The sequence below is a fragment of the Serratia sp. TSA_198.1 genome (assembly GCF_052686505.1).
On sequence record NZ_JBQZFP010000006.1, the window covers coordinates 91,101 to 112,409 of the forward strand.

At 58.9% G+C, this 21,309-nt stretch carries 17 protein-coding genes; 15 read left to right on the plus strand and 2 right to left on the minus strand.

The annotated features are described in order from the left end of the window. Window positions 1-2 precede the first annotated feature (2 nt). From qseG to ACUTSW_RS20705, 13 genes are all read left to right on the plus strand, one after another. A complete protein-coding gene (gene qseG / locus ACUTSW_RS20645; RefSeq protein ID WP_073999748.1) occupies window positions 3-875 on the plus strand; it encodes a two-component system QseEF-associated lipoprotein QseG in 873 nt (290 codons plus the stop codon). After that, window positions 872-2,209 carry a two-component system response regulator GlrR gene (gene glrR, locus ACUTSW_RS20650; RefSeq protein WP_004952130.1) on the plus strand — a complete coding sequence of 446 codons (1,338 nt, stop codon included), beginning with the start codon at window positions 872-874 and terminating at the stop codon, window positions 2,207-2,209. The genes qseG and glrR overlap by 4 nt, the downstream gene beginning before the upstream one ends. Before the next feature lie 129 nt (window positions 2,210-2,338). Beyond that, window positions 2,339-3,961: an NAD+ synthase gene (locus ACUTSW_RS20655; RefSeq protein ID WP_445585238.1), complete on the plus strand. Its 1,623-nt coding sequence runs from the start codon at window positions 2,339-2,341 to the stop codon at window positions 3,959-3,961. A gap of 13 nt (window positions 3,962-3,974) precedes the next feature. Next, window positions 3,975-4,313, plus strand: coding sequence for a nitrogen regulatory protein P-II (gene glnB / locus ACUTSW_RS20660; protein WP_004847623.1), 339 nt, complete (start codon window positions 3,975-3,977; stop codon window positions 4,311-4,313). Window positions 4,314-4,637: 324 nt separating this feature from the next. Next, window positions 4,638-5,561: a LysR substrate-binding domain-containing protein gene (locus tag ACUTSW_RS20665; protein ID WP_004952128.1), complete on the plus strand. Its 924-nt coding sequence runs from the start codon at window positions 4,638-4,640 to the stop codon at window positions 5,559-5,561. A gap of 115 nt (window positions 5,562-5,676) precedes the next feature. Then, window positions 5,677-7,140 carry a gamma-aminobutyraldehyde dehydrogenase gene (locus ACUTSW_RS20670; RefSeq protein ID WP_062868302.1) on the plus strand — a complete coding sequence of 488 codons (1,464 nt, stop codon included), beginning with the start codon at window positions 5,677-5,679 and terminating at the stop codon, window positions 7,138-7,140. Window positions 7,141-7,213: 73 nt separating this feature from the next. Next, window positions 7,214-8,368: a putative ABC transporter substrate-binding protein YdcS gene (gene ydcS / locus ACUTSW_RS20675; RefSeq protein ID WP_062791754.1), complete on the plus strand. Its 1,155-nt coding sequence runs from the start codon at window positions 7,214-7,216 to the stop codon at window positions 8,366-8,368. 54 nt (window positions 8,369-8,422) lie between these two features. Continuing rightward, window positions 8,423-9,451, plus strand: coding sequence for an ABC transporter ATP-binding protein (locus tag ACUTSW_RS20680; protein ID WP_063197416.1), 1,029 nt, complete (start codon window positions 8,423-8,425; stop codon window positions 9,449-9,451). Window positions 9,452-9,458: 7 nt separating this feature from the next. Further along, the gene (locus tag ACUTSW_RS20685; RefSeq protein ID WP_445585315.1) at window positions 9,459-10,397 is read left to right on the plus strand and encodes an ABC transporter permease; all 939 of its coding nucleotides are present in this window, start codon (window positions 9,459-9,461) and stop codon (window positions 10,395-10,397) included. Beyond that, window positions 10,387-11,193, plus strand: a complete 807-nt coding sequence (locus ACUTSW_RS20690) for an ABC transporter permease (RefSeq protein ID WP_006327351.1) — start codon at window positions 10,387-10,389, stop codon at window positions 11,191-11,193. The genes ACUTSW_RS20685 and ACUTSW_RS20690 overlap by 11 nt, the downstream gene beginning before the upstream one ends. Window positions 11,194-11,228: 35 nt before the next feature. Next, window positions 11,229-12,653, plus strand: a complete 1,425-nt coding sequence (gene patD / locus ACUTSW_RS20695) for an aminobutyraldehyde dehydrogenase (RefSeq protein ID WP_445585239.1) — start codon at window positions 11,229-11,231, stop codon at window positions 12,651-12,653. Window positions 12,654-12,739: 86 nt separating this feature from the next. Beyond that, window positions 12,740-14,650, plus strand: a complete 1,911-nt coding sequence (locus ACUTSW_RS20700) for an NAD(P)-binding protein (protein ID WP_445585240.1) — start codon at window positions 12,740-12,742, stop codon at window positions 14,648-14,650. Continuing rightward, window positions 14,647-15,834 carry a c-type cytochrome gene (locus ACUTSW_RS20705; protein WP_445585241.1) on the plus strand — a complete coding sequence of 396 codons (1,188 nt, stop codon included), beginning with the start codon at window positions 14,647-14,649 and terminating at the stop codon, window positions 15,832-15,834. The genes ACUTSW_RS20700 and ACUTSW_RS20705 overlap by 4 nt, the downstream gene beginning before the upstream one ends. 41 nt (window positions 15,835-15,875) lie before the next feature. Here ACUTSW_RS20705 and hmpA read toward each other — a convergent pair whose 3' ends face one another. Continuing rightward, window positions 15,876-17,066: an NO-inducible flavohemoprotein gene (gene hmpA, locus ACUTSW_RS20710; RefSeq protein WP_445585242.1), complete on the minus strand. Its 1,191-nt coding sequence runs from the start codon at window positions 17,064-17,066 to the stop codon at window positions 15,876-15,878. A 374-nt stretch (window positions 17,067-17,440) separates the two neighbouring features. Between hmpA and glyA the strand changes: the two genes are divergently transcribed. Together glyA and ACUTSW_RS20720 are read left to right on the plus strand one after the other, a co-directional pair. After that, window positions 17,441-18,694 carry a serine hydroxymethyltransferase gene (glyA, locus tag ACUTSW_RS20715; protein ID WP_062868295.1) on the plus strand — a complete coding sequence of 418 codons (1,254 nt, stop codon included), beginning with the start codon at window positions 17,441-17,443 and terminating at the stop codon, window positions 18,692-18,694. A 155-nt stretch (window positions 18,695-18,849) separates the two neighbouring features. Beyond that, on the plus strand, window positions 18,850-20,001 hold the full coding sequence (locus ACUTSW_RS20720) for a 3-phenylpropionate MFS transporter (RefSeq protein ID WP_073440828.1): 1,152 nt from the start codon (window positions 18,850-18,852) through the stop codon (window positions 19,999-20,001). On the opposite strand, the gene csiE is transcribed toward ACUTSW_RS20720, so the two are convergent. Next, window positions 19,998-21,263: a stationary phase inducible protein CsiE gene (gene csiE, locus ACUTSW_RS20725; RefSeq protein WP_445585243.1), complete on the minus strand. Its 1,266-nt coding sequence runs from the start codon at window positions 21,261-21,263 to the stop codon at window positions 19,998-20,000. The two genes, ACUTSW_RS20720 and csiE, sit on opposite strands and share 4 nt — an antisense overlap. Window positions 21,264-21,309: the final 46 nt, after the last annotated feature.

A 21,309-nucleotide genomic window follows, 5' to 3' on the forward strand; every position in this document is an offset into this window, starting at 1 on the left:
TAATGTACACATGGTCTAAACGCCTTCGTCTATTGCAGACCGAACGTTCACCGCGTGCCACGCAGAGCGCGCCACTCGGCAAGCGTCGTCTTTCCTTTTTAGGCAGCGTTCTTTGCATGCCGTTTTTGCTGGCAGGCTGCGTCGATCGTGCGGTCAGCAGCGGCCTGAGTCAGCAGCAGCAAGAAGCGATCCCGGACACCAAAGTGGTGGATTACCGCATCGCAGCCTGCGATACCCTGTGGCAGCTCGACGACAAAGACGCGTTGAATAATTCACTTTACTGGCTGCGCGCGATGGATTGCGCCGATCGCGTAGGATCGACCCAGGCGCGCTCGCTGGCGAAAACCCTGCCTGGCGACAGCTGGGACGGTATTTTCAAGCAAAGTATTCTGCTGGGCAGCGCCGAGCCGACGTCGGGTGAACGCCGCCAGATGATCGATCGTCTGAACAGTTACCGCCTGGCGTTCCCAAGCTCCTTGCGCCCGTTGCTGCAACTGTGGCGTCAGCAGCAGGTTCTGCAGATCACCTTGTTCGACGAAAAGGCGCGCTATCAGCACCTGCAGGAAAGCTCGGACAGCCAGATAGATGCGCTGCGCCAGAGCCAGATCCGCTTGCAGGCCCAGTTACAGGATACTTCGCGCAAACTGGAGAATCTGACCGATATCGAACGTCAGCTCTCCTCGCGCAAGCAGTTACAGGGCGAAATCCCGGATAACGGCGCGACACAGCAAAAAACCGACGCCGCAGATAAAAATGCCGCGTCGGCCAAGGCCGCAGAGCCGGAAGCCGAACCGGAAAAGGGCACCGCCCTGCCGGTGGATCCGGAAGATACCTACGCGCCGCCCCCCGCTAACAAGGAGTCTCACGCGCGATGACAGCACGCAAACCGGCCAATCTGTTATTGGTTGACGACGATCCCAGCTTGCTCAAGCTGCTGGGTATGCGCCTGACCAGCGAAGGTTTTCATGTCACCACCGCCGAAAGCGGCCAGGAAGCGCTGCGCCTGTTGGGGCGCGAACAGATTGATCTGGTGATCAGCGATCTGCGGATGGACGAAATGGACGGCATGGCGCTGTTTGCAGAAATTCAAAAGCACCAGCCTGGCATGCCGGTCATCATCCTCACCGCCCATGGTTCGATCCCGGATGCGGTAGCCGCCACCCAGCAGGGCGTGTTCAGCTTCCTCACCAAACCGGTGGATCGCGATGCGCTGTACAAGGCCATAGATGAAGCGCTGTCACTTTCGCTGCCGGCCGGTGACGACAGCTGGCGCGAAGATATCGTCACCCGCAGCCCGATTATGCTGCGCCTGCTGGAGCAGGCGAAAATGGTGGCGCAGTCCGACGTCAGCGTGCTGATCAATGGCCACAGCGGCACCGGTAAAGAAGTGTTGGCCCAGGCGATCCACGGTGCCAGCCCGCGCGGCAAAAAGGCGTTTATCGCCATTAACTGCGGCGCCTTGCCGGAACAACTGCTGGAGTCTGAGTTGTTCGGTCACGCCAAAGGGGCGTTTACCGGTGCGGTCAGCAGCCGTGAAGGGCTGTTCCAGGCGGCGGCGGGCGGCACGCTGTTCCTCGATGAGATCGGCGATATGCCGCTGTCGTTGCAGGTTAAACTGCTGCGCGTGCTGCAGGAACGCAAGGTGCGCCCGCTGGGCAGCAACCGCGATCTGGACATCGACGTGCGCATTATTTCCGCCACCCACCGTGACCTGCAAAAGGCGATGGCGAAAAACGAGTTCCGCGAAGATCTCTACTACCGCCTGAACGTGGTGAACCTGAAGATCCCTGCGCTGAATGAACGGGCTGAAGATATTCCGCTGCTGGCCAACCATCTGCTGCGTGAATCCGCCAAGCGTCACAAGCCGTTTGTCCGCAGTTTCTCTTCCGACGCCATGAAGCGCCTGATGACCGCCACCTGGCCGGGCAACGTGCGCCAACTGGTGAACGTGATCGAGCAGTGCGTGGCGCTGACGTCTGCGCCGGTGATCAGCGAAGCGCTGGTGGAGCAGGCGCTGGAAGGGGAAAATACCGCGTTGCCGACCTTCGTCGAGGCGCGCAATCAGTTTGAATTGCATTATCTGCGCAAGCTGTTGCAGATCACCAAGGGTAACGTAACCCAGGCCGCACGCATGGCGGGCCGCAACCGTACCGAGTTTTATAAATTGCTGTCGCGCCACGAGCTGGACGCCAACGATTTTAAAGAATGATATTTTCCGCCATGGCCTGCGCGCGCAGGTTCTCAACAAACGTGGCGGAATGATTTACACTCCGTTCTCTTTGTCGTGGCATGACCGGGCGTAGAGAACCATGGAACGTATTGAGCAGGATCCTAAACAATGAGCAGATCACTTTCCATCGCATTGGCCCAGCTGAATTTGCTGGTCGGTGACATTGAAGGCAACACGGAACGCATGTTGCAAACCGTGCAAGAGCAGCAGAAGGCGGGAGCCGATCTGGTCATGTTCACCGAGCTGGCGCTGTCCGGTTACCCGCCGGAAGACCTGCTGTATCGCGACGATTTCTACCAACGTTGTGACGCGCAGCTTCATCGCCTGCGGCAGGCGTCCACCGATGTGGCGATCCTGGTCGGCCACCCGTGGCGCGAAGGTGACAAGCTTTATAACGCGTTGTCGCTGTTCTCTGAAGGGCAACTGTTGGCGCGCTATTTCAAGCAACAGCTGCCGAACTACGGCGTCTTCGATGAGAAACGCTACTTCCACGCCGGCAACGAAACCTGTGTAGTGAACCTGAAAGGTTACCGTCTGGGCCTGCTGATTTGCGAAGACCTGTGGTTCCCGGAGCCGGTCGATGCCGCCAAGGCCGCCGGCGCCGAAATGATTTTGTCGATCAACGCCTCGCCGTACAATCGCGAGAAGCCGTATATCCGCAAGACGCTGATGGCCGGCCATTGCCAGCGCACCCATCTGCCGCTGGTGTATCTGAACCAGATCGGCGGGCAGGATGAATTGATTTTTGACGGTTGCTCGAAGGTGTTCGATGCGGCCGGCAACATGACCCACCGCCTGGCGGCGTTTGCCGAGCAGGTGACGCTGCTGAGGTTCAACGAGCTGGACGTGGTGCCGATGACCGCACCGGCCGCCGAGTTGCCGCAGCTGGCGCAGGTTTATGAAGCGCTGGTGCTGGCGGTGCGCGATTACGTGACCAAAAACGGCTTCAAGGGCGCGGTGTTGGGGCTGTCCGGCGGTATCGACTCGGCGCTGACGCTGGCGATTGCCGTTGATGCTCTGGGTAAAGACAAGGTGCAGGCGCTGATGATGCCGTTCCGCTACACCGCGGATATCAGCATCGCCGACGCCAAGGAAGAAGCTGAAATTCTCGGCGTCGAGTTCGATATCGTCTCCATCGAACCGATGTTCGACGCCTTTATGGGCCAGCTGACGCCGATGTTTGCCGGTACCGAACGCGACACCACCGAAGAAAACCTGCAGGCGCGCTGCCGCGGCGTGGTGCTGATGGCATTGTCCAACAAGCGCCGCAGCATCGTGCTGACCACCGGTAACAAAAGCGAGATGGCCGTAGGCTACGCCACGCTGTATGGTGATATGGCCGGTGGCTTTGACGTACTGAAAGACGTGCCGAAAACGCTGGTGTTCAAACTGTCCGAATACCGCAATACCGTCTCTTACGTGATCCCGCAGCGCGTTATCGATCGTCCGCCGTCCGCCGAGCTGGCGCCGGATCAGGTCGATCAGGACAGCCTGCCGCCGTACGACATTCTGGATGCGATTCTGGAAGGTTACGTCGAACGCGATAAGTCGGTTGCCGATCTGGTGGCCGAAGGCTTCGACGAGGCGATCGTGCGCAAGGTTATCCGCCTGGTGGATATCAACGAATACAAGCGGCGTCAGGCCGCCGTCGGGCCGCGTATTACCGCCCGCAATTTCGGCAAAGACCGCCGCTACCCAATCACATCCGGCTTTGGCCGCAAAAATTGGTAATTAAGGAAAGAAGATGAAAAAAATTGACGCGATTATCAAGCCGTTCAAACTGGATGACGTCCGCGAGGCCTTGGCCGAAGTTGGCATTACCGGTATGACCGTGACCGAAGTGAAAGGCTTTGGCCGCCAGAAAGGCCACACCGAGCTGTACCGTGGCGCGGAGTACATGGTCGATTTTCTGCCGAAGGTGAAAATTGAGATTGTCGTGGCCGACGATATCGTCGACACCTGCGTGGAAACCATCATGCAGACCGCGCAAACCGGTAAAATCGGCGACGGTAAAATCTTCGTCTTCGACGTGGCGCGCGTGGTGCGTATTCGTACCGGCGAACAGGACGAAGAAGCGATTTAATGTGATCCTCTACCGAGCACCGCCGGCTTGAGCCTGGCCGGTGCTCGGTTTCTTACCCCCCCGCTAAAAACGTCCCAAGGCTTTATCTCTCAGTCATTTCCGCCATAAGCATTCTAAAAAAGCGAAGGCTATCGCGTTTTTGATAGTTTTTTCGATCGCTTTCCTCACGGGATCTACACTCAACTCAACTATCTTGATTAAGGCGATCCCCATGAATGTCAAGTTGCGGCCAGGCGGCAAGGGCGTGCATCCCCAGGATCTTTCTCGCGTAAGTGGTTGTAAGCGCACGCAGACAACAACGCAGCGGCTTGAAAGGTGATGGGGATGATGACGCTGCGCCAAATCCGCCACTTTATCGCCGTGGCGGAAACCGGTTCGATCTCCGCCGCCGCTCAGGCGGTGTTCGTTTCACAGTCGTCGCTGACGCTGGCCATCCAGCAATTGGAAACCGACATTGGCGTGCGGCTGTTTGATCGCCACGCCAAGGGCATGAACCTGACGCATCAGGGCCATCAGTTCTTGCGCCAGTCTTACCTGATCCTCGCCACGGTGGATAACGCCAAGCGCAGCCTGCAACTCGGCACCGAAAGCCTGACCGGAAAACTGACCATTGGCGTCACCAGCCTGGTGGCGGGCTACTTTCTGGTGGAACTGCTGAAGCGGTTTAAATCGGCCTATCCTAACGTCACCATTCAGGTGATAGAAGATGAACGTCCCTATATTGAGCATCTTCTGGTGAGCGGGGAGATCGATATCGGTGTGCTGATCTTGTCGAATATCGAAGACCGCGATGCGCTGCAAACCGAAGTGCTGATGCATTCGCCGTATCGCCTGTGGTTGCCACCGCTGCACCCGTTGCTGGAACACGAAAGCATCAGCCTGGCAGACGTGGCGAAGCAACCGCTGATCCAGCTTAACGCCGACGAAATGGACGTGCATGCGCGGCGCATCTGGGCGCGCGCCGGGCTGAAGCCGGAGATCGCCATGAAAACCGCTTCGACCGAAGCAGTGCGCAGCCTGGTGGCGGCGGGGATGGGGGTTTCCATCCAGCCGGACATGGCGTACCGCGCCTGGTCGCTGGAAGGCAATATGATTGAGGCGCGCAAGCTGGCGGATCTGCTGGAGCCGCTGGATATCGGCCTGGCGTGGCGGCGGGGCAGCGCGCGGCCGGAACTGGTCACGCCGTTTCTCACCATCGCGCGTGAGAATGGCAATATGCACGCCGCCGGCCTGAAGCATTCGATTTAATCGAACGCGGCCTTCAGTATTTAGAATTTGTTGGCTGCCTGATGCTCGCATAGTCTGATTAAAACTAACTTATTCACATTTGGTTAACGTTTTCGTCACTCAGGGGCAGCAGGCAATGGCAGATGTGCATTTCCTTACAGGCTTGACCTGTCAGCAATTTATTAACGGTGAGTCGGTCGAAGGCGAAGGCCAGCAAGAGTGCATCGTTAATCCCGCCAATGGCGAAACGCTGGTTTCGATTACCGAGGCCTCATCGGCACAGGTCGGCAGCGCGGTCAAGGCTGCACAACAGGCTTTTGGTCAATGGTCGCGTACCACCCCGGCTTACCGAGCTTCTATTTTGTTACGCATCGCCGACGCAATCGAGCGGCAGGCCGAGTATTTGGCCGGGTTGGAAGCGCTTAACTGCGGCAAGCCGCTGCACCAGGCACGCAGTGACGATCTCCCGGCAGCCATCGACGTTTTCCGCTTTTTTGCCGGCGCAGTACGTACCCAGCAGGGGCAGCTAGCCGGCGAATATATCGAAGGGCACACCTCAATGATCCGCCGCGATCCGATCGGCGTGGTGGCCTCTATTGCGCCGTGGAATTATCCGCTGATGATGGCGGCATGGAAAATCGCCCCGGCGCTGGCCGCGGGCAACACCGTGGTATTCAAACCTTCCGAACATACCCCGTTGAGCATTTTGGCGCTGGTGCCTGCATTGCAGGAGATCCTGCCGCCGGGGGTGTTGAACGTTCTGTACGGCGGTGGGGAGGGCGTCGGCAGCCATTTGGTCGGCCACCCGCAGGTTCGGTTGGTATCGGTGACCGGTGACATCGTGACCGGGCAAAAAATTCTGCAGGCGGCGGCGAAAAGCGTCAAGCGCACGCATCTGGAACTGGGCGGTAAAGCGCCGGTGATTGTCTGTGACGATGCCGATCTCGACGAGGTGGTCAGCAGCATCCGCACTTACGGCTATTACAACGCCGGCCAGGACTGCACCGCCGCCTGTCGTATCTACGCGCAGGCGGGGATTTACCCGAAGCTGGTGGACGCGTTGGGTGAAGCTGTCGCCAGTCTGCGCTTTGCCCGCAAGCGCGATGAAGACAACGAAATCGGCCCGCTGATCAGCAGCCGTCAGCGCGATCGCGTCGCCAGTTTTGTCGAGCGGGCGCTTAGCCAGCCGCATATCGAATTGATCACCGGTGCCGCCGCGCACTCCGGCCCGGGGTTTTACTACCAACCAACGCTGCTGGCCGGCTGCCTGCAAAGCGATGAGATCGTTCAGCGCGAAGTGTTTGGCCCGGTCGTGAGCGTAACCCGCTTTGACCATCTGGAGCAGGCGGTCAACTGGGCCAACGATTCCGAATACGGGCTGGCCTCATCGGTATGGACGCAGAATATCGACAAGGCGCTGCATATCGCAGCCCATCTGCAATACGGCAGCACCTGGATCAACACCCATTTCACCCTGGCGAGCGAGATGCCGCACGGCGGCCTGAAGCGTTCCGGCTACGGTAAGGATCTTTCCAGCGATTCGCTGCAGGATTACAGCGTTGTAAGACACGTAATGGCGAAATTCAAAGCCAGCTTCTAGCGGTTTCATAAAGCAAAAAACCGCGGCAGCCGTTCCCTGCCGCACACAGATACGCAACACAGGGGTAATTACGATGGGAAAAACTACCGCAGTCACCACCACGCTCTCCGCGCTCTGTATCACCGTGCTTTGCGGCTTGGCCCAGGCGGCCGAGTTGCCGCAGGCGCTCGGTAAAGGCGAAGGACGGCTGGATATCATCGCCTGGCCCGGTTACATCGAGCGCGGCCAGTCCGACAAAAACTATGACTGGGTCACCCAGTTTGAGAAACAAACCAGCTGCGCGGTGAATGTGAAAACCGCCGCAACCTCCGATGAAATGGTCAGCCTGATGGCCAAGGGCGGTTACGATCTGGTCACCGCGTCCGGCGACGCCTCACTGCGATTGATCCTCGGCAAGCGGGTACAACCGATCAATACCGCGCTGATCCCCAACTGGAAAAGCATCGACCCACGCCTGCTGAACGGCGCCTGGTACACCGTGGACGGCAAAACTTACGGTACGCCGTATCAGTGGGGGCCAAACCTGCTGATGTACAACACCAAAACCTTCCCGACGCCGCCGGACAGCTGGGGCGTAGTGTTCCAGCAACAGAATCTGCCGGACGGCAAAACCAATCAGGGGCGGGTGCAAGCTTATGACGGGCCGATTTATATCGCCGATGCGGCGCTGTTCCTGAAGGCTACTCAGCCACAACTTGGTATCAGCGATCCGTATCAGCTTAATGAAGAGCAGTATCAGGCGGCGTTGAAGCTGTTGCGCACTCAACACGCGTTGATCCACCGCTACTGGCACGATACTTCGGTACAGATGAGCGATTTCAAAAATGAAGGCGTGGTCGCTTCCAGCGCCTGGCCGTATCAGGCCAACGCCCTGAAAGGCGAGGGCCAGCCGATCGCCACGGTCTTCCCTAAAGAAGGGGTTACCGGCTGGGCGGATACCACCATGCTGCATGCCGACGCCAAACACCCGAATTGCGCCTATCAGTGGATGAACTGGTCGCTGGAGCCGAAGGTGCAGGGCGACGTGGCCGCCTGGTTCGGTTCAGTCCCTGCTTCTCCGGCAGGCTGCAAGGCCAGCGCGCTGCTGGGCGAGAAGGGCTGTGAAACCAACGGATTTAATCAGTTCGACAAGATCGCCTTCTGGAAAACGCCGCAGGCGCAGGGGGGCAAGTTCGTGCCGTACAGCCGCTGGACGCAGGACTATATCGCCATCATGGGTGGCCGCTAACGAACAGGGGCGCAGTTCGCTGCGCCCAAACAGCATCAGTGTGGAGCGTACATCATGACCATTGCCGTGCAATTTATCGATGTTTCGCGGACCTTCGGCGATGTTCGTGCCGTAGACCGAGTGTCTATCGAGATCCAGGACGGAGAATTTTTCTCCATGCTCGGGCCTTCCGGCTCGGGGAAAACCACCTGCCTGCGGCTGATCGCCGGTTTTGAGCAACTGAGCGCCGGCTCGATCCGCATACACGGGCAAGAGGCCGCCAACCTGCCGCCGTATCAGCGTGACGTGAATACCGTGTTCCAGGATTACGCGCTGTTCCCGCATATGTCGGTGCTGGAAAACGTCGCTTACGGGTTGATGGTCAAAGGCGTCGCCAAACGCGAACGGCTGGCGCGTGCGCAGGAGGCGCTGGACAGCGTGGCGTTGGGGTTTGTGGCAGAACGCAAACCGGCGCACCTTTCGGGTGGACAGCGGCAGCGCGTTGCGCTGGCCCGAGCCTTGGTCAACCGGCCACGGGTGCTGTTGCTGGATGAACCGCTCGGCGCGCTGGATCTCAAACTGCGTGAGCAGATGCAGGGCGAACTGAAAAAACTGCAGCGCCAGTTGGGCATCACCTTTATTTTCGTCACCCACGATCAAAGCGAAGCGCTGTCGATGTCCGATCGCGTGGCGGTGTTCAACAATGGCCGCATCGAGCAGGTCGATGCGCCGCGCGAACTGTATATGCGGCCGAAGACGCCGTTCGTCGCCGAGTTTGTCGGCACCTCCAACGTGGTGCGCAGCGAACTGGCGCAGCGGTTGCTTGGCCAGACCGCCACCTTCTCGATTCGCCCGGAGCATATCCGCCTGGCGGATCAGGCCGGTGCGGCACCGGATGAAATCCAGGTGCAGGGCAGGGTGCAGGAGATCCATTATCAGGGCGCGGCAACGCGTTATGAAATCGCGCTGAGCAGCGGTGAAAAACTGCTGGTCAGCCAGGCAAATCCCCAGTGGCATGCCGGTGGGCAGCAGCGTTTGATCGGACAGCCGGTCACCGCCTGCTGGTCGCGTGAGGCGATGGTGCCGCTGCTGGAGGAGAGGTGAGATGGATATGAGCATCGACTTTCCCGCGCCGCGCCGCGGTACTCTGCGCGCTCTGTCGACCTGGTTCTATCGCCGCCCGACGCTGTATCTGTTGCTGCTGTTGGTGCCGCCGCTGCTGTGGTTTGGCGCGGTGTATCTCGGTTCGCTGTTGACGCTGCTGTGGCAAGGGTTCTACACCTTCGACGACTTCACCATGACGGTGACGCCGGATCTGACCTTCGATAACCTGCGGGCGCTGTTCAACCCGGCCAACTACGACATCATCCTACGCACCCTGACGATGGCGGTGCTGGTGTCGCTGGCCAGCGCGGTGCTGGCGTTCCCGATTGCCTATTATATGGCGCGCTACACCAGCGGCCGCGTCAAAGCGTTCTTCTACATTGCGGTGATGATGCCGATGTGGGCCAGTTATATCGTCAAAGCCTATGCCTGGACGCTGCTGTTGGCTAAAGACGGCGTAGCCCAGTGGTTCCTGCAACACCTCGGGTTGGAACCGGTACTGGCGGCAATCCTGAGCGTGCCGGGCGTAGGGGGCAACACCCTGTCGACCTCTGGGCTGGGGCGTTTTCTGGTGTTCGTGTATATCTGGCTGCCGTTCATGATTTTGCCGATCCAGGCCGCGCTGGAGCGCTTGCCGCCTTCGCTGTTGCACGCCTCGGCGGATCTGGGCGCGCGCCCGGCGCAGACTTTCCGTTACGTGGTCCTGCCGCTGGCGGTGCCGGGCATTGCTGCCGGGTCGATATTCACTTTCTCGCTGACGCTGGGGGACTTCATCGTGCCGCAGCTGGTGGGGCCGCCGGGTTACTTTATCGGCAGCATGGTGTATGCCCAACAGGGGGCGATCGGGAATATGCCGATGGCGGCGGCCTTTACCCTGGTGCCGATCGTACTGATCGCGATTTATCTTTCCATTGTGAAACGTCTGGGGGCCTTCGATGCACTCTGAACGCGCGCCGTTAGGGCTGAAGTTGGCCGCCTGGGGCGGTTTGATCTTCCTGCATTTCCCGCTGGCGATTATCGCCATCTATGCCTTCAACACCGAGGATGCTGCGTTCAGCTTCCCGCCAAAGGGGTTTACGCTGCATTGGTTCAGCGTGGCCGCCGGCAGGCAGGATATCCTCGATGCGATGCTGCTTTCGGCGCAAATAGCCGCGCTGGCGACCGCCGTGGCGCTGGTGCTGGGTACCCTGGCGGCAGCGGCGCTCTACCGGCGTGATTTCTTCGGCAAGGACAGCATTTCGCTGCTGCTGCTGTTGCCGATCGCGCTGCCGGGCATCGTCACCGGTCTGGCGCTGCTGGCGGCGTTCAAGGCGCTGAATATCGAACCGGGGGTGCTGACCATCGTCATCGGTCATGCCACCTTCTGCGTGGTGATCGTGTTCAATAACGTGATTGCCCGTTTCCGCCGGACCTCTTACAGCCTGATCGAAGCGTCCATGGATCTGGGCGCCGACGGTTGGCAAACCTTCCGTTACGTGATTTTACCCAACCTGGGGTCGGCGCTGCTGGCCGGCGGCATGCTGGCGTTTGCGCTGTCGTTTGACGAAATCATTGTCACCACCTTCACCGCCGGGCATGAGCGCACGTTGCCGCTGTGGTTGCTAAACCAGCTCGGCCGCCCGCGCGACGTGCCGATCACCAACGTGGTGGCGTTATCGGTGATGTTGCTGACCATGATCCCGATTTTGGGGGCCTATTATCTGACTAAAGGCGGCGAAAGCGTCGCCGGCAGCGGCAAATAATTTCCTAACCAGACATCTTACAAAAGGATAACCCTATGCAAAGCCAACTGCTGATTAACGGTCAACTGGTTACCGGCCAGGGGACGTCGCTGCCGGTGTATAACCCGGCGACCGGAGAGGTGATCTTGCAGGTAGCGCAAGCCAGCCTGGAGCAGGTGGATCAGGCGGTGCTGGCGGCCGACGCCGCCTTTGCCGAATGGGGGCAGACCACGCCGAAAGAGCGTGCCGACTGCCTGCTGAAGCTGGCGAATCTGATCGATAGCCACGCGGAAACCTTTGCCCGGCTGGAATCGCTCAACTGCGGCAAACCTTATCACTGCGTGCTGAACGACGAACTGCCGGCAGTGGCCGACGTATTCCGCTTCTTCGCCGGTGCCAGCCGCTGCCTGAGCGGGCTGGCGGCCGGCGAGTATCTGGCCGGACACACCTCGATGATCCGCCGCGATCCGCTGGGCGTGGTGGCCTCGATTGCCCCCTGGAACTACCCGCTGATGATGGCGGCGTGGAAGTTGGCCCCGGCGCTGGCGGCGGGCAATTGCGTGGTGATTAAACCGTCGGAACAGACCCCGCTGACCACCTTTAAGCTGGCCGAACTGGCCGCCGGGCTGTTCCCGCCGGGCGTGCTTAACGTTCTGTTCGGCCAAGGCGTCGGTGTCGGCGATCGGCTGACCGGCCATGACAAGGTACGAATGGTGTCGCTCACCGGTTCGATTGCTACCGGGGAACACATTATCGCGCATACCGCGCCGGGCATTAAGCGCACCCATATGGAGCTGGGGGGTAAGGCGCCGGTGCTGGTGTTTGATGATGCCGACCTGCAACAGGTGGTAGAAGGCATCCGCAGCTTTGGTTTTTACAACGCCGGCCAGGACTGCACCGCCGCCTGCCGCATTTATGCCCAGAAAGGCATTTACCCCGAACTGGTGAAGCGGCTGGGCGAGGCGGTCGCCAGCCTGAAAATAGGGTCGCCGGAGGACGAAAGCAGCGAGCTTGGCCCGCTAATCACCGCCCAGCATCTGGAGCGGGTGGCGGGGTTTGTCGAGCGGGCGAAGGCGCTGCCGCATGTGCAGGTGGTGACCGGCGGTGAGCGGGTTAACGGCCCCGGCTACTATTTCCAGCCGACGCTGCTGGCCGGTACGCGGCAGGAAGATGAAATCGTGCAGCGGGAGGTGTTCGGCCCGGTAGTCACTATCACCGAGTTTGACGATGAGGCGCAGGTGCTGGCCTGGGCCAATGAGTCCAACTACGGGTTGGCATCGTCGTTGTGGACCCGTGACGTGGGCCGTGCGCATCGGTTGAGCGCCCGCCTGCAATACGGCTGCACCTGGGTGAATACCCATTTCATGCTGGTGAGCGAAATGCCGCACGGCGGCCAGAAGCTGTCGGGCTACGGCAAAGATATGTCGATGTACGGGCTGGAGGACTACACCGCGATCCGGCATGTGATGTTTAAACATTGATTTTACTGTATTTACCCGCACAATAGCGCACATTCAGACCGGTTTCGACCGGTCTGATTGATAATAAGAATTGAAAGGAAGCTAATATGGGAATCACCCGACGCGATTTTCTCAACGGGGTGGCGATCACCATCGCCGCCGGGCTGACGCCGCTGCAAATTCTGCGCGCGTCACCGCAAACCGCCAATCAAACCTTGTACTATCCGCCTGCGCTGACCGGGCTGCGCGGTAACCATCCGGGATCCTTCGAGCACGCGCACCAACTGGGGCGCGACGGCAAGGCATTCGATTTCGGCAGCGTACCCGCTACGGAAGAGTTTGACCTGATCGTGGTCGGTGCGGGTATCAGCGGGCTGGCCGCCGCCTGCTTCTGGCAGCAAATGAAGGGCGCACAGCAGCGTATTTTGCTGATCGACAACCACGATGATTTTGGCGGCCACGCCAAGCGCAATGAATTCAGCAGCGAAAACGGCACTATTCTCGGCTATGGCGGCAGTGAGTCGCTGCAATCACCACGCTCGAACTTCAGCCCGGTGGCGATGGGGCTGCTGCAAAAACTCGGCGTCAGCATCGACAACCTGGAAAAGGCGTTCGATAAAACCTTCTACCCGGATCTGAACCTGAGCCGCGGCGTCTATTTCGATCGTAAAAACTTCGGCGTCGACAAAGTGGTGAATGGTGATCCGGGGCGTATGGTGGCGGATGATATTCCGCATGATCGGCTTAATGGCCGCTCCTACGAAGCCTTTATCGGCGATTTCCCGCTGCCGGAAAGCGACCGACAGGCGTTGATCGCGCTGCACACGGTGGACAAGGATTATCTGCCGGACCTGACTCAGGAACAAAAGAGTGAATGGCTCGACAAGCACAGTTATACCCAGTTCCTGCGTGAAAAGGTCGGTCTGAGCGAAATGGCTATCCGTTATTTCCAGCAGACTACCAGCGATTTCCAGGCGGTGGGCATTGACGCCACTTCGTGCAGCGATGCGCGCATCTGCGATCTGCCCGGCCTGAACGGCATGAACCTGCCGCCGCTGGATGAGGAGTCGCAGGCGGATCTCGACGATCCTTACGTGTTCCACTTCCCGGATGGCAACGCCACGCTGGCGCGCCTGATGGTGCGTCATCTGATCCCGGCAGTGGCGCCGGGCGGCAAGGATATGAACGACATCGTGCTGGCGAAGTTCGACTACAGCCGGCTCGATTGGCCGGAATCGCCGGTAAAACTGCGCCTGAACAGCACCGGTTTGCACGCGGCGAACGTCGGCGACAAGGTTGAAGTGACCTATATGACCGGCGAGAAAATGACCAAAGTACGCGCCGGGCAGGTGGTGATGGCCGGTTACAACATGATGATCCCGTATCTGGTGCCGGAAATGTCGCATGAGCAGCAAGAGGCGCTGAAGCAGAACGTGAAATCACCGCTGGTGTACAGCAAAGTGGTGATCCGCAACTGGCAGCCGTTTATCAAGCTGGGCGTGCATGAGGTGTATTCGCCGACCGCGCCTTATTGCCGCGTGAAGCTGGATTATCCGGTGAGCATGGGCGGTTATGAACATCCTCGCGACCCGAATCAGCCGATTGGCCTGCATATGGTGTACGTGCCGACGCTGGCGGGCAGCGGGCTAAGCCCTCGCGAACAATCGCGCAAAGGCCGCGCCTTGCTGCTGGGCACGCCGTTCGAGGTGCATGAGCAGATGATCCGCGAACAGTTGCAGGGCATGCTGGGTTCCGCCGGTTTCGACCATCAGCGCGATATTCAGGCGATCACCGTTAACCGCTGGTCGCACGGCTATTCCTACTTCCTCAATGGGCTGTTTGATGATGAAGAGGAGGCGAAAAAAATCATCGAGACGGCGCGTAAGCCGATAGGCAAGATTGTCATAGCCAACTCGGATTCGGACTGGAGCCCGTACGCCAACTCGGCAATCGATCAGGCATGGCGAGCGGTCAATGAACTGGCCTTCGGCCAGGCGGCCGTCAAGGAGGGAGCATGAGTTTACGTTCATGGTATCTGCTGACCTTGCTGGCGGCGGGCGGTTCGGCTCAGGCGATGTCGGCCGGGGAATACGTGGCCAAGGCCGGTGACTGCACCGCCTGCCATACCGCGCCGGGCGGCGCTTTGCTGGCCGGTGGCATGAAGTTCCCGACGCCGCTGGGCGCCATTTACGCCACCAATATCACGCCGGATAAGCAGCACGGCATCGGCGCTTATTCTTTTGACGAGTTTGACCGTGCCATGCGCCAGGGCATCGCCAAAGATGGCCATCGCCTGTATCCGGCGATGCCCTATACCTCTTACGCCAAGATGAATGCGGCGGATATGCGCGCGCTGTACGATTATCTGATGCAGGAAGTGCCGGCGCAGAACGCCGCCAACCGCGCCAGCGATATCCGTTGGCCGTTGTCGATGCGTTGGCCGCTGGCGGTTTGGAATCAGCTGTTCCATGACGATGCCCAATATCGGCCGGACGGCGGGCAGAGCGCCGAGTGGAACCGCGGCGCTTATCTGGTGCAGGGCGCGGGCCACTGCGGCAGTTGCCATACGCCGCGCGGCTGGGCGATGCAGGAAAAGGGGCTGGACAGCAAGGAACCGGCCTTCCTGAGCGGGGCCGAGCTGGACGGCTGGTTCGCGTCTAACCTGCGCGGTATGTCGCAGGAAGAGGTGGCGGCACTGTTGAAAACCGGCCGCAGCCGACATGCTGCGGTGGCCGGGCCGATGAGCGAGGTGGTCACCCACAGTACGCAGTATCTTACCGATGGCGACCTGAACGCCATTGCCACTTATCTGCACAGCCTGGCGGCGGAAAAACCTCCGGCAGAGAAAGCCGTTGCCCCGGAGGCCGGCAGTCAACAGGCCGGGCAGCGCACCTATGCAATGTACTGTTCAACCTGCCACGGCAATAAAGGCGAGGGCAGCGACAACACCATTCCGGCATTGGCGGGCAACGCGACGGTGACGGCGGACAATCCGCTGACGGCGCTGCGAGTCTTGCTGGAAGGGGCGCAAACGCCGATCACTCAACAGGCTACCGCGATCGCCATGCCAGGTTACGGCTGGGCATTGAATGACCGGCAGGCAGCCGATCTGATGAGTTACTTACGCGGAAGTTGGGGCAATCAGGCTGGGGCGGTAACGGCGCAGCAGGTGCAGGAGGCGCGTAAGCTGGCGGAGAAATAACGGTGGGGCGCGGTGCTGTTCACAGACCGCGCCCCGTTTGATTACAGTACCTTATGCGGGCCGAAGCATTCGTAATGGATACGTTCGGCGTTCACGCCCATTTCCAGCAGTTGTTTGCCGACATGCTGCATAAACGGCACCGGGCCGCAGAAGTAGTAATGCATCTGTGGATCGTCGAGCGTTTCGCGCAGTGCGCTGAGGTCCATCAACCCGCTGCTCTGATAATCGCGGCCTTCCACGTCGTCGGTGCCCGGCTCGCGGTACCAGACGTGACTGCTCAGGTTTGGCATGCGGCCGGCGATATCCGCCACTTCATCTGCGAAGGCGTGAACGCTGCCGTTTTCCGCTGCGTGCAACCAGTGCACGTTCGCCTGATGTTGACTGTCGTGCAGGGTATTGAGCATACCGAGCATGGGCGTTTGGCCTACGCCGGCGGAGATCAGGGCTACCGGGGTGGTTGGCTGCACGTCAAGGAAGAAATCCCCGTGCGGCGGCGCCAGATAAAGTACATCGCCCTCTTTGGCCTGCTGATGCAGGAAATTCGAAACCTTACCTTGATCTTCACGCTTCACCGCGATGCGGTAGTATTCGCCGTTAGGCGCGGTGGTCAGTGAGTATTGGCGGATTTCCTGATTTTCCATGCTGTCGTGATTGATATAGACCGCCAGATATTGCCCCGGCTTGAAGTCAACCACGCGGCCACCGTCCACCGGCGCCAACACGAAGCTGCAAATCACGTCGCTTTGCGGCTGCTTTTTGACAATGCGGAAAGCGCGCCGTTCGCGCCAGCCGCCATTCGCGTTTTCACTTTCCTGATAAATCTGGCCTTCACGCTGGATGAATACGTTCGCCAATACGCCGTAGGCCTTGCCCCAGGCATCCAGCACTTCCTGGCCAGGGCTGAACATTTCGTCCAGCGTCGCCAGCAGGTGGCCGCCGACAATTTGATACTGCTCCGGCTGGATATTCAGGCTGGTGTGCTTTTGGGCAATACGCTCTACCGCCGGCAGCAACGCCGCCAGATTTTCTATATTGGCGGCATAGGCGCAGATCGCATCGAACAACGCCTGGCGTTGATCACCGTTGCGCTGGTTATTCATGTTGAAAACATCTTTCAACTCAGGATTGTGTTCGAACATGCGATCGTAGAAATGAGCGGTCAGTTTAGGCCCGGTCGCAGCCAGCAAGGGGATTGTGGATTTTACGGTGGCGATGGTTTGGCTATCCAGCATGGTAGCGCTCCTTTGGCTTCAATTATTGGTATATTTAAAAAGTTGTATATTAAATGCATCTTTATGTTTGCGCAAATACTAGCGATTTCCGCCGGGGCTGTAAATACCCTTATTTTTGTTGCGGAGTTGTTAAGCGTCGATCTCGCTCACAGAACATGAAAAAACCGCACCCTCAGTATGAGTAAAAGTCCGTTGCCGAATGGCGTGATATATAGGATCAAAGCCTTGCAGCGCGTCATGCCAATCGTTTGCGTAAAAACCTCTGTCAAGACCTATCCTCGGTAGGGGAAAACAGTTTACACTGTTGCCCAGAACCCAACCGGGTAGTTATTTGGTGATTTTTTAGTTAGCCGATTTAAGTCAGGAGATGCCGGATGTTAAAGCGTGAAATGAACATTGCTGATTACGATGCCGAACTGTGGCGTGCAATGGAGCAAGAAGTCGTGCGTCAGGAAGAGCACATTGAACTGATTGCGTCTGAGAACTACACCAGCCCGCGCGTAATGCAGGCTCAGGGTTCCCAGTTGACCAACAAATACGCTGAAGGCTATCCGGGCAAGCGTTATTACGGCGGCTGCGAATATGTGGATATCGTTGAGCAACTGGCCATCGACCGTGCTAAAGAGCTGTTTGGCGCAGATTACGCCAACGTGCAGCCGCACTCCGGCTCCCAGGCTAACTTCGCCGTCTACACCGCGCTGTTGCAGCCGGGCGACACCATTCTGGGCATGAACCTGGCGCACGGCGGCCACCTGACCCACGGTTCACCGGTCAACCTGTCCGGCAAGCTGTACAACGTGGTGCCTTACGGCATCAACGAAAAAGGCGAAATCGACTACGACGATCTGGCCAAGCAAGCGCAGACCCACAAACCAAAAATGATCATCGGCGGCTTCTCGGCCTTCTCCGGTCTGGTTGACTGGGCAAAAATGCGTGAAATCGCCGACAGCATCGGCGCTTACCTGTTCGTTGACATGGCGCACGTTGCGGGCCTGATCGCCGCCGGCGTTTATCCGAACCCGGTTCCGCACGCGCACATCGTTACCACCACCACCCACAAAACCCTGGCGGGCCCGCGTGGCGGCCTGATCCTGGCGAAGGGCGGTGATGAAGATCTGTACAAGAAGCTGAACTCCGCCGTATTCCCTGGCGGCCAGGGCGGCCCGCTGATGCACGTGATCGCCGGTAAAGCGGTGGCGCTGAAAGAAGCGATGGAGCCTGAGTTCAAGGTTTACCAGCAGCAAGTTGCCGATAACGCCAAAGCGATGGTGAAGGTGTTCCTGGAGCGCGGCTACAAAGTGGTTTCCGGCGGTACTCATAACCACCTGTTCCTGCTGGACCTGGTTGACAAAAACCTGACCGGTAAAGAAGCTGACGCCGCCCTGGGCCGCGCCAACATCACCGTGAACAAAAACAGCGTGCCTAACGATCCTAAGAGCCCGTTCGTTACCTCTGGCATTCGTATCGGTACGCCGGCTGTGACCCGCCGCGGCTTCAAAACCGCTGAAGTGACTGAGTTGGCCGGTTGGATCTGCGACGTGCTGGACAACATCAACGATGAAGCCACCATCGAACGCACCAAGAAGAAAGTGCTGGATATCTGCGCCCGCCTGCCGGTCTACGCATAATTTTGCTTTCTCTTTAAAAACCCGCTTCGGCGGGTTTTTTTATGCCTGTTACCGGCAAATTGTGAACTGCTTGGCACTCTATCCCCTTGATCGTGGATGAATGTTGCTCGTGAGTGTGAGCTCTGTCAAAGTATCGCCTACACACCGGAGGGATCATGGTTCTGCAATCAACGCGTTGGCTCGCTCTCAGTTATTTCACCTACTTCTTTTCTTATGGCATCTTCTTACCGTTTTGGGGCGTTTGGCTGAAAGGCGAAGGCATAGCGCCTGAAACCATAGGTCTGTTGCTCGGTGCCGGTTTGGTTGCGCGTTTCCTCGGCAGTTTGCTGATTGCTCCCCGGGTTAAAGATCCTTCCCATCTGGTGACGGCACTTCGCCTGCTGGCGTTGCTGACGTTGGCCTTCGCCGTCGGGTTTTGCTTCGGCAACGGCTGGGGTTGGCTGATGCTGGTGATTGCCGGCTTCAACCTGTTCTTCTCGCCGTTGGTACCGCTGACCGACGCGTTGGCCGCCACCTGGCAAAAACAAATCACCATGGACTACGGTCGAGTCAGGCTATGGGGTTCGCTGGCGTTCGTGATCGGTTCTGCGCTGACTGGGCAAATGGTGTCGGTTTGGGGCCATAACGCTATTCTTTATAGCCTGATCGCCAGTGTGCTGGCGATGCTGCTGGGCATGATGCTGAAACCGAGCGTGATGCCGCAGGGGGAGACGCGTACCCAAAGCGGGCCAGACCGCTCACTGCGCGAAATGCTCAAGGAAGGGCCGGTCTGGCGTTTCCTGTTGTGCGTCACGTTGTTGCAGGGTGCGCATGCCGGCTATTACAGCTTTGGTTCTATCTACTGGCAGGAAGCCGGCTACTCGGCTTCGACGATTGGTTATCTGTGGTCGCTGGGCGTGGTGGCGGAAGTCATCATTTTCGCCAGCAGCAATGTCCTGTTCCGCCGCTGGAATGCACGCAATCTGCTGTTGCTTTCCGCCTGCTGCGGGGTGCTGCGCTGGAGCCTGATGGCTTACAGCACCGAACTGGGCTGGCTGCTGGTGATCCAGATCCTGCATTGCGGCACCTTTACCGTTTGCCATCTGGCGGCGATGCGTTTTATCGCTGCACGCAAAGGGCCGGAGGTGATCCGGTTGCAGGCGATTTACTCGGCGCTGGCGATGGGGGGCGGTATTGCGATTATGACGGTGATTGCCGGCTTCCTGTTTGAACATCTGCAAGGCGGGGTATTCTGGGTGATGGCGGCGGTGGCGTTGCCGGCGTTGTTTATTCGCCCGCCGGCCGTTGCGGTCAGCGGCAACCGTTAAGTCGTTTCCAGCAGCGCGCGGATGGCTTTGCGCTGCTGGCGTTCTAACGGCAATTCGGTATAAATCAGCGGCGGTTGCGGTTCACTGTGTACCGCCGCATAAGGGCTGATCACCAGCGTGATACCCTGCGGCGCGCCGGAGCGCAGGTAATCGCGCAGCGGCAGATACTTGATATTTAATGGCAACAGCGTTAATTCGCGGATCTGATATTCCACTTCCTCTTCTAACTGCGGGTTGTCCAGCGTCAGTAACAGCACCTGTTTTTCCTGCAGCGCATTACCCTGCATCAGCCAGGCGCCGAAACTGATGGCAACCAACCCCGCTTCCTCGCTGGAAAAACGAATTTCATATTCCTGTTCGAGGGGCGCCAGCGCTTCCTTGGTGGTGCGCATCAGGCGCGGGTACATGCGTAACACTTCCTCGAGCAGCATATTGTCAATGCCGATGTCAAAACGACAGCGCTCGACCGCAGGCGCCAGATGGGCGAACAGCTGGCTGATCAAATCTTCTTTACTGCTGAAGGTCATGCCGGAAATCTGCTGGAAGCGCTCGACCATGTTTTCAATCGCTCTCATTAAGCGCAGATCTTCCTCCGAGTCGTTGCTGTGGTAGCTGTGGTTTTTCAGCATGGTGAACATCAGCACCAGAAAATCGCTTTCGCTGGTCTCGGGTTGCAGGGCGAAAAGCTGATTCAGCGATTGATGAAGCAAGCTGGCCGCATGATGCTCTGGTTTCTGATGCAGCCAGGCGCGCTGGGTGGCGGTGAATAGCGGGTGCCGCTGGCGCTGGGTTTCCCAGGCGCAGTAACACAGATAATACTGTAGAAATTGGCGATCGCGCTGATCGAGGGGCCGGTTGAGCAGCGGTTCACAACTGCTGATGTAACTTTCCAACTGCGGCGACGGATCGGCGTTTACCGCCAACGCCTGGTGCAGCCAGGGGGCAAAATGCTGGTCGACAAACTCCGGGCTGCAGCGCAGGGCTCTGCGCAACCAGTGGAGCAGGCAGAGGCGTTGGTTGAGCGCGCTTCCCTTGAGCCGGTAGCCTTCGTCGGAATTGCCGACGAGCTCCAGATGGTGGAAACGCTGGATTTCACTGGCAACCTCGGCTATATCTTGCCGGGCAGTAGGGTGGTCGACGCCGTTGATTTGGCTGATAGTCTCCAGTTGTACTGCGGGCACCGGCGCATACAGCATCAGTAACAGATGGCAGCGCCGTTGTTGACCGGAGAGCTCAGGCACAGGGTCAGTGTCCAGGCTCATATCACCTTCTGGTGCGTAACGTTTAAATTATGAATAAGCATAGCAA

Coding starts and splice junctions, on each gene's coding strand:
- ydcS (WP_062791754.1), top strand. CDS start 7,214: ATGGGAAAAACTACCGCAGTCACCACCACGCTCTCCGCGCTCTGTATC.
- glnB (WP_004847623.1), top strand. CDS start 3,975: ATGAAAAAAATTGACGCGATTATCAAGCCGTTCAAACTGGATGACGTC.
- ACUTSW_RS20705 (WP_445585241.1), top strand. CDS start 14,647: ATGAGTTTACGTTCATGGTATCTGCTGACCTTGCTGGCGGCGGGCGGT.
- patD (WP_445585239.1), top strand. CDS start 11,229: ATGCAAAGCCAACTGCTGATTAACGGTCAACTGGTTACCGGCCAGGGG.
- glrR (WP_004952130.1), top strand. CDS start 872: ATGACAGCACGCAAACCGGCCAATCTGTTATTGGTTGACGACGATCCC.
- glyA (WP_062868295.1), top strand. CDS start 17,441: ATGTTAAAGCGTGAAATGAACATTGCTGATTACGATGCCGAACTGTGG.
- ACUTSW_RS20690 (WP_006327351.1), top strand. CDS start 10,387: ATGCACTCTGAACGCGCGCCGTTAGGGCTGAAGTTGGCCGCCTGGGGC.
- ACUTSW_RS20680 (WP_063197416.1), top strand. CDS start 8,423: ATGACCATTGCCGTGCAATTTATCGATGTTTCGCGGACCTTCGGCGAT.
- qseG (WP_073999748.1), top strand. CDS start 3: ATGTACACATGGTCTAAACGCCTTCGTCTATTGCAGACCGAACGTTCA.
- ACUTSW_RS20685 (WP_445585315.1), top strand. CDS start 9,459: ATGAGCATCGACTTTCCCGCGCCGCGCCGCGGTACTCTGCGCGCTCTG.
- ACUTSW_RS20655 (WP_445585238.1), top strand. CDS start 2,339: ATGAGCAGATCACTTTCCATCGCATTGGCCCAGCTGAATTTGCTGGTC.
- hmpA (WP_445585242.1), bottom strand. CDS start 17,066: ATGCTGGATAGCCAAACCATCGCCACCGTAAAATCCACAATCCCCTTG.
- ACUTSW_RS20700 (WP_445585240.1), top strand. CDS start 12,740: ATGGGAATCACCCGACGCGATTTTCTCAACGGGGTGGCGATCACCATC.
- ACUTSW_RS20665 (WP_004952128.1), top strand. CDS start 4,638: ATGATGACGCTGCGCCAAATCCGCCACTTTATCGCCGTGGCGGAAACC.
- ACUTSW_RS20670 (WP_062868302.1), top strand. CDS start 5,677: ATGGCAGATGTGCATTTCCTTACAGGCTTGACCTGTCAGCAATTTATT.
- ACUTSW_RS20720 (WP_073440828.1), top strand. CDS start 18,850: ATGGTTCTGCAATCAACGCGTTGGCTCGCTCTCAGTTATTTCACCTAC.
- csiE (WP_445585243.1), bottom strand. CDS start 21,263: ATGAGCCTGGACACTGACCCTGTGCCTGAGCTCTCCGGTCAACAACGG.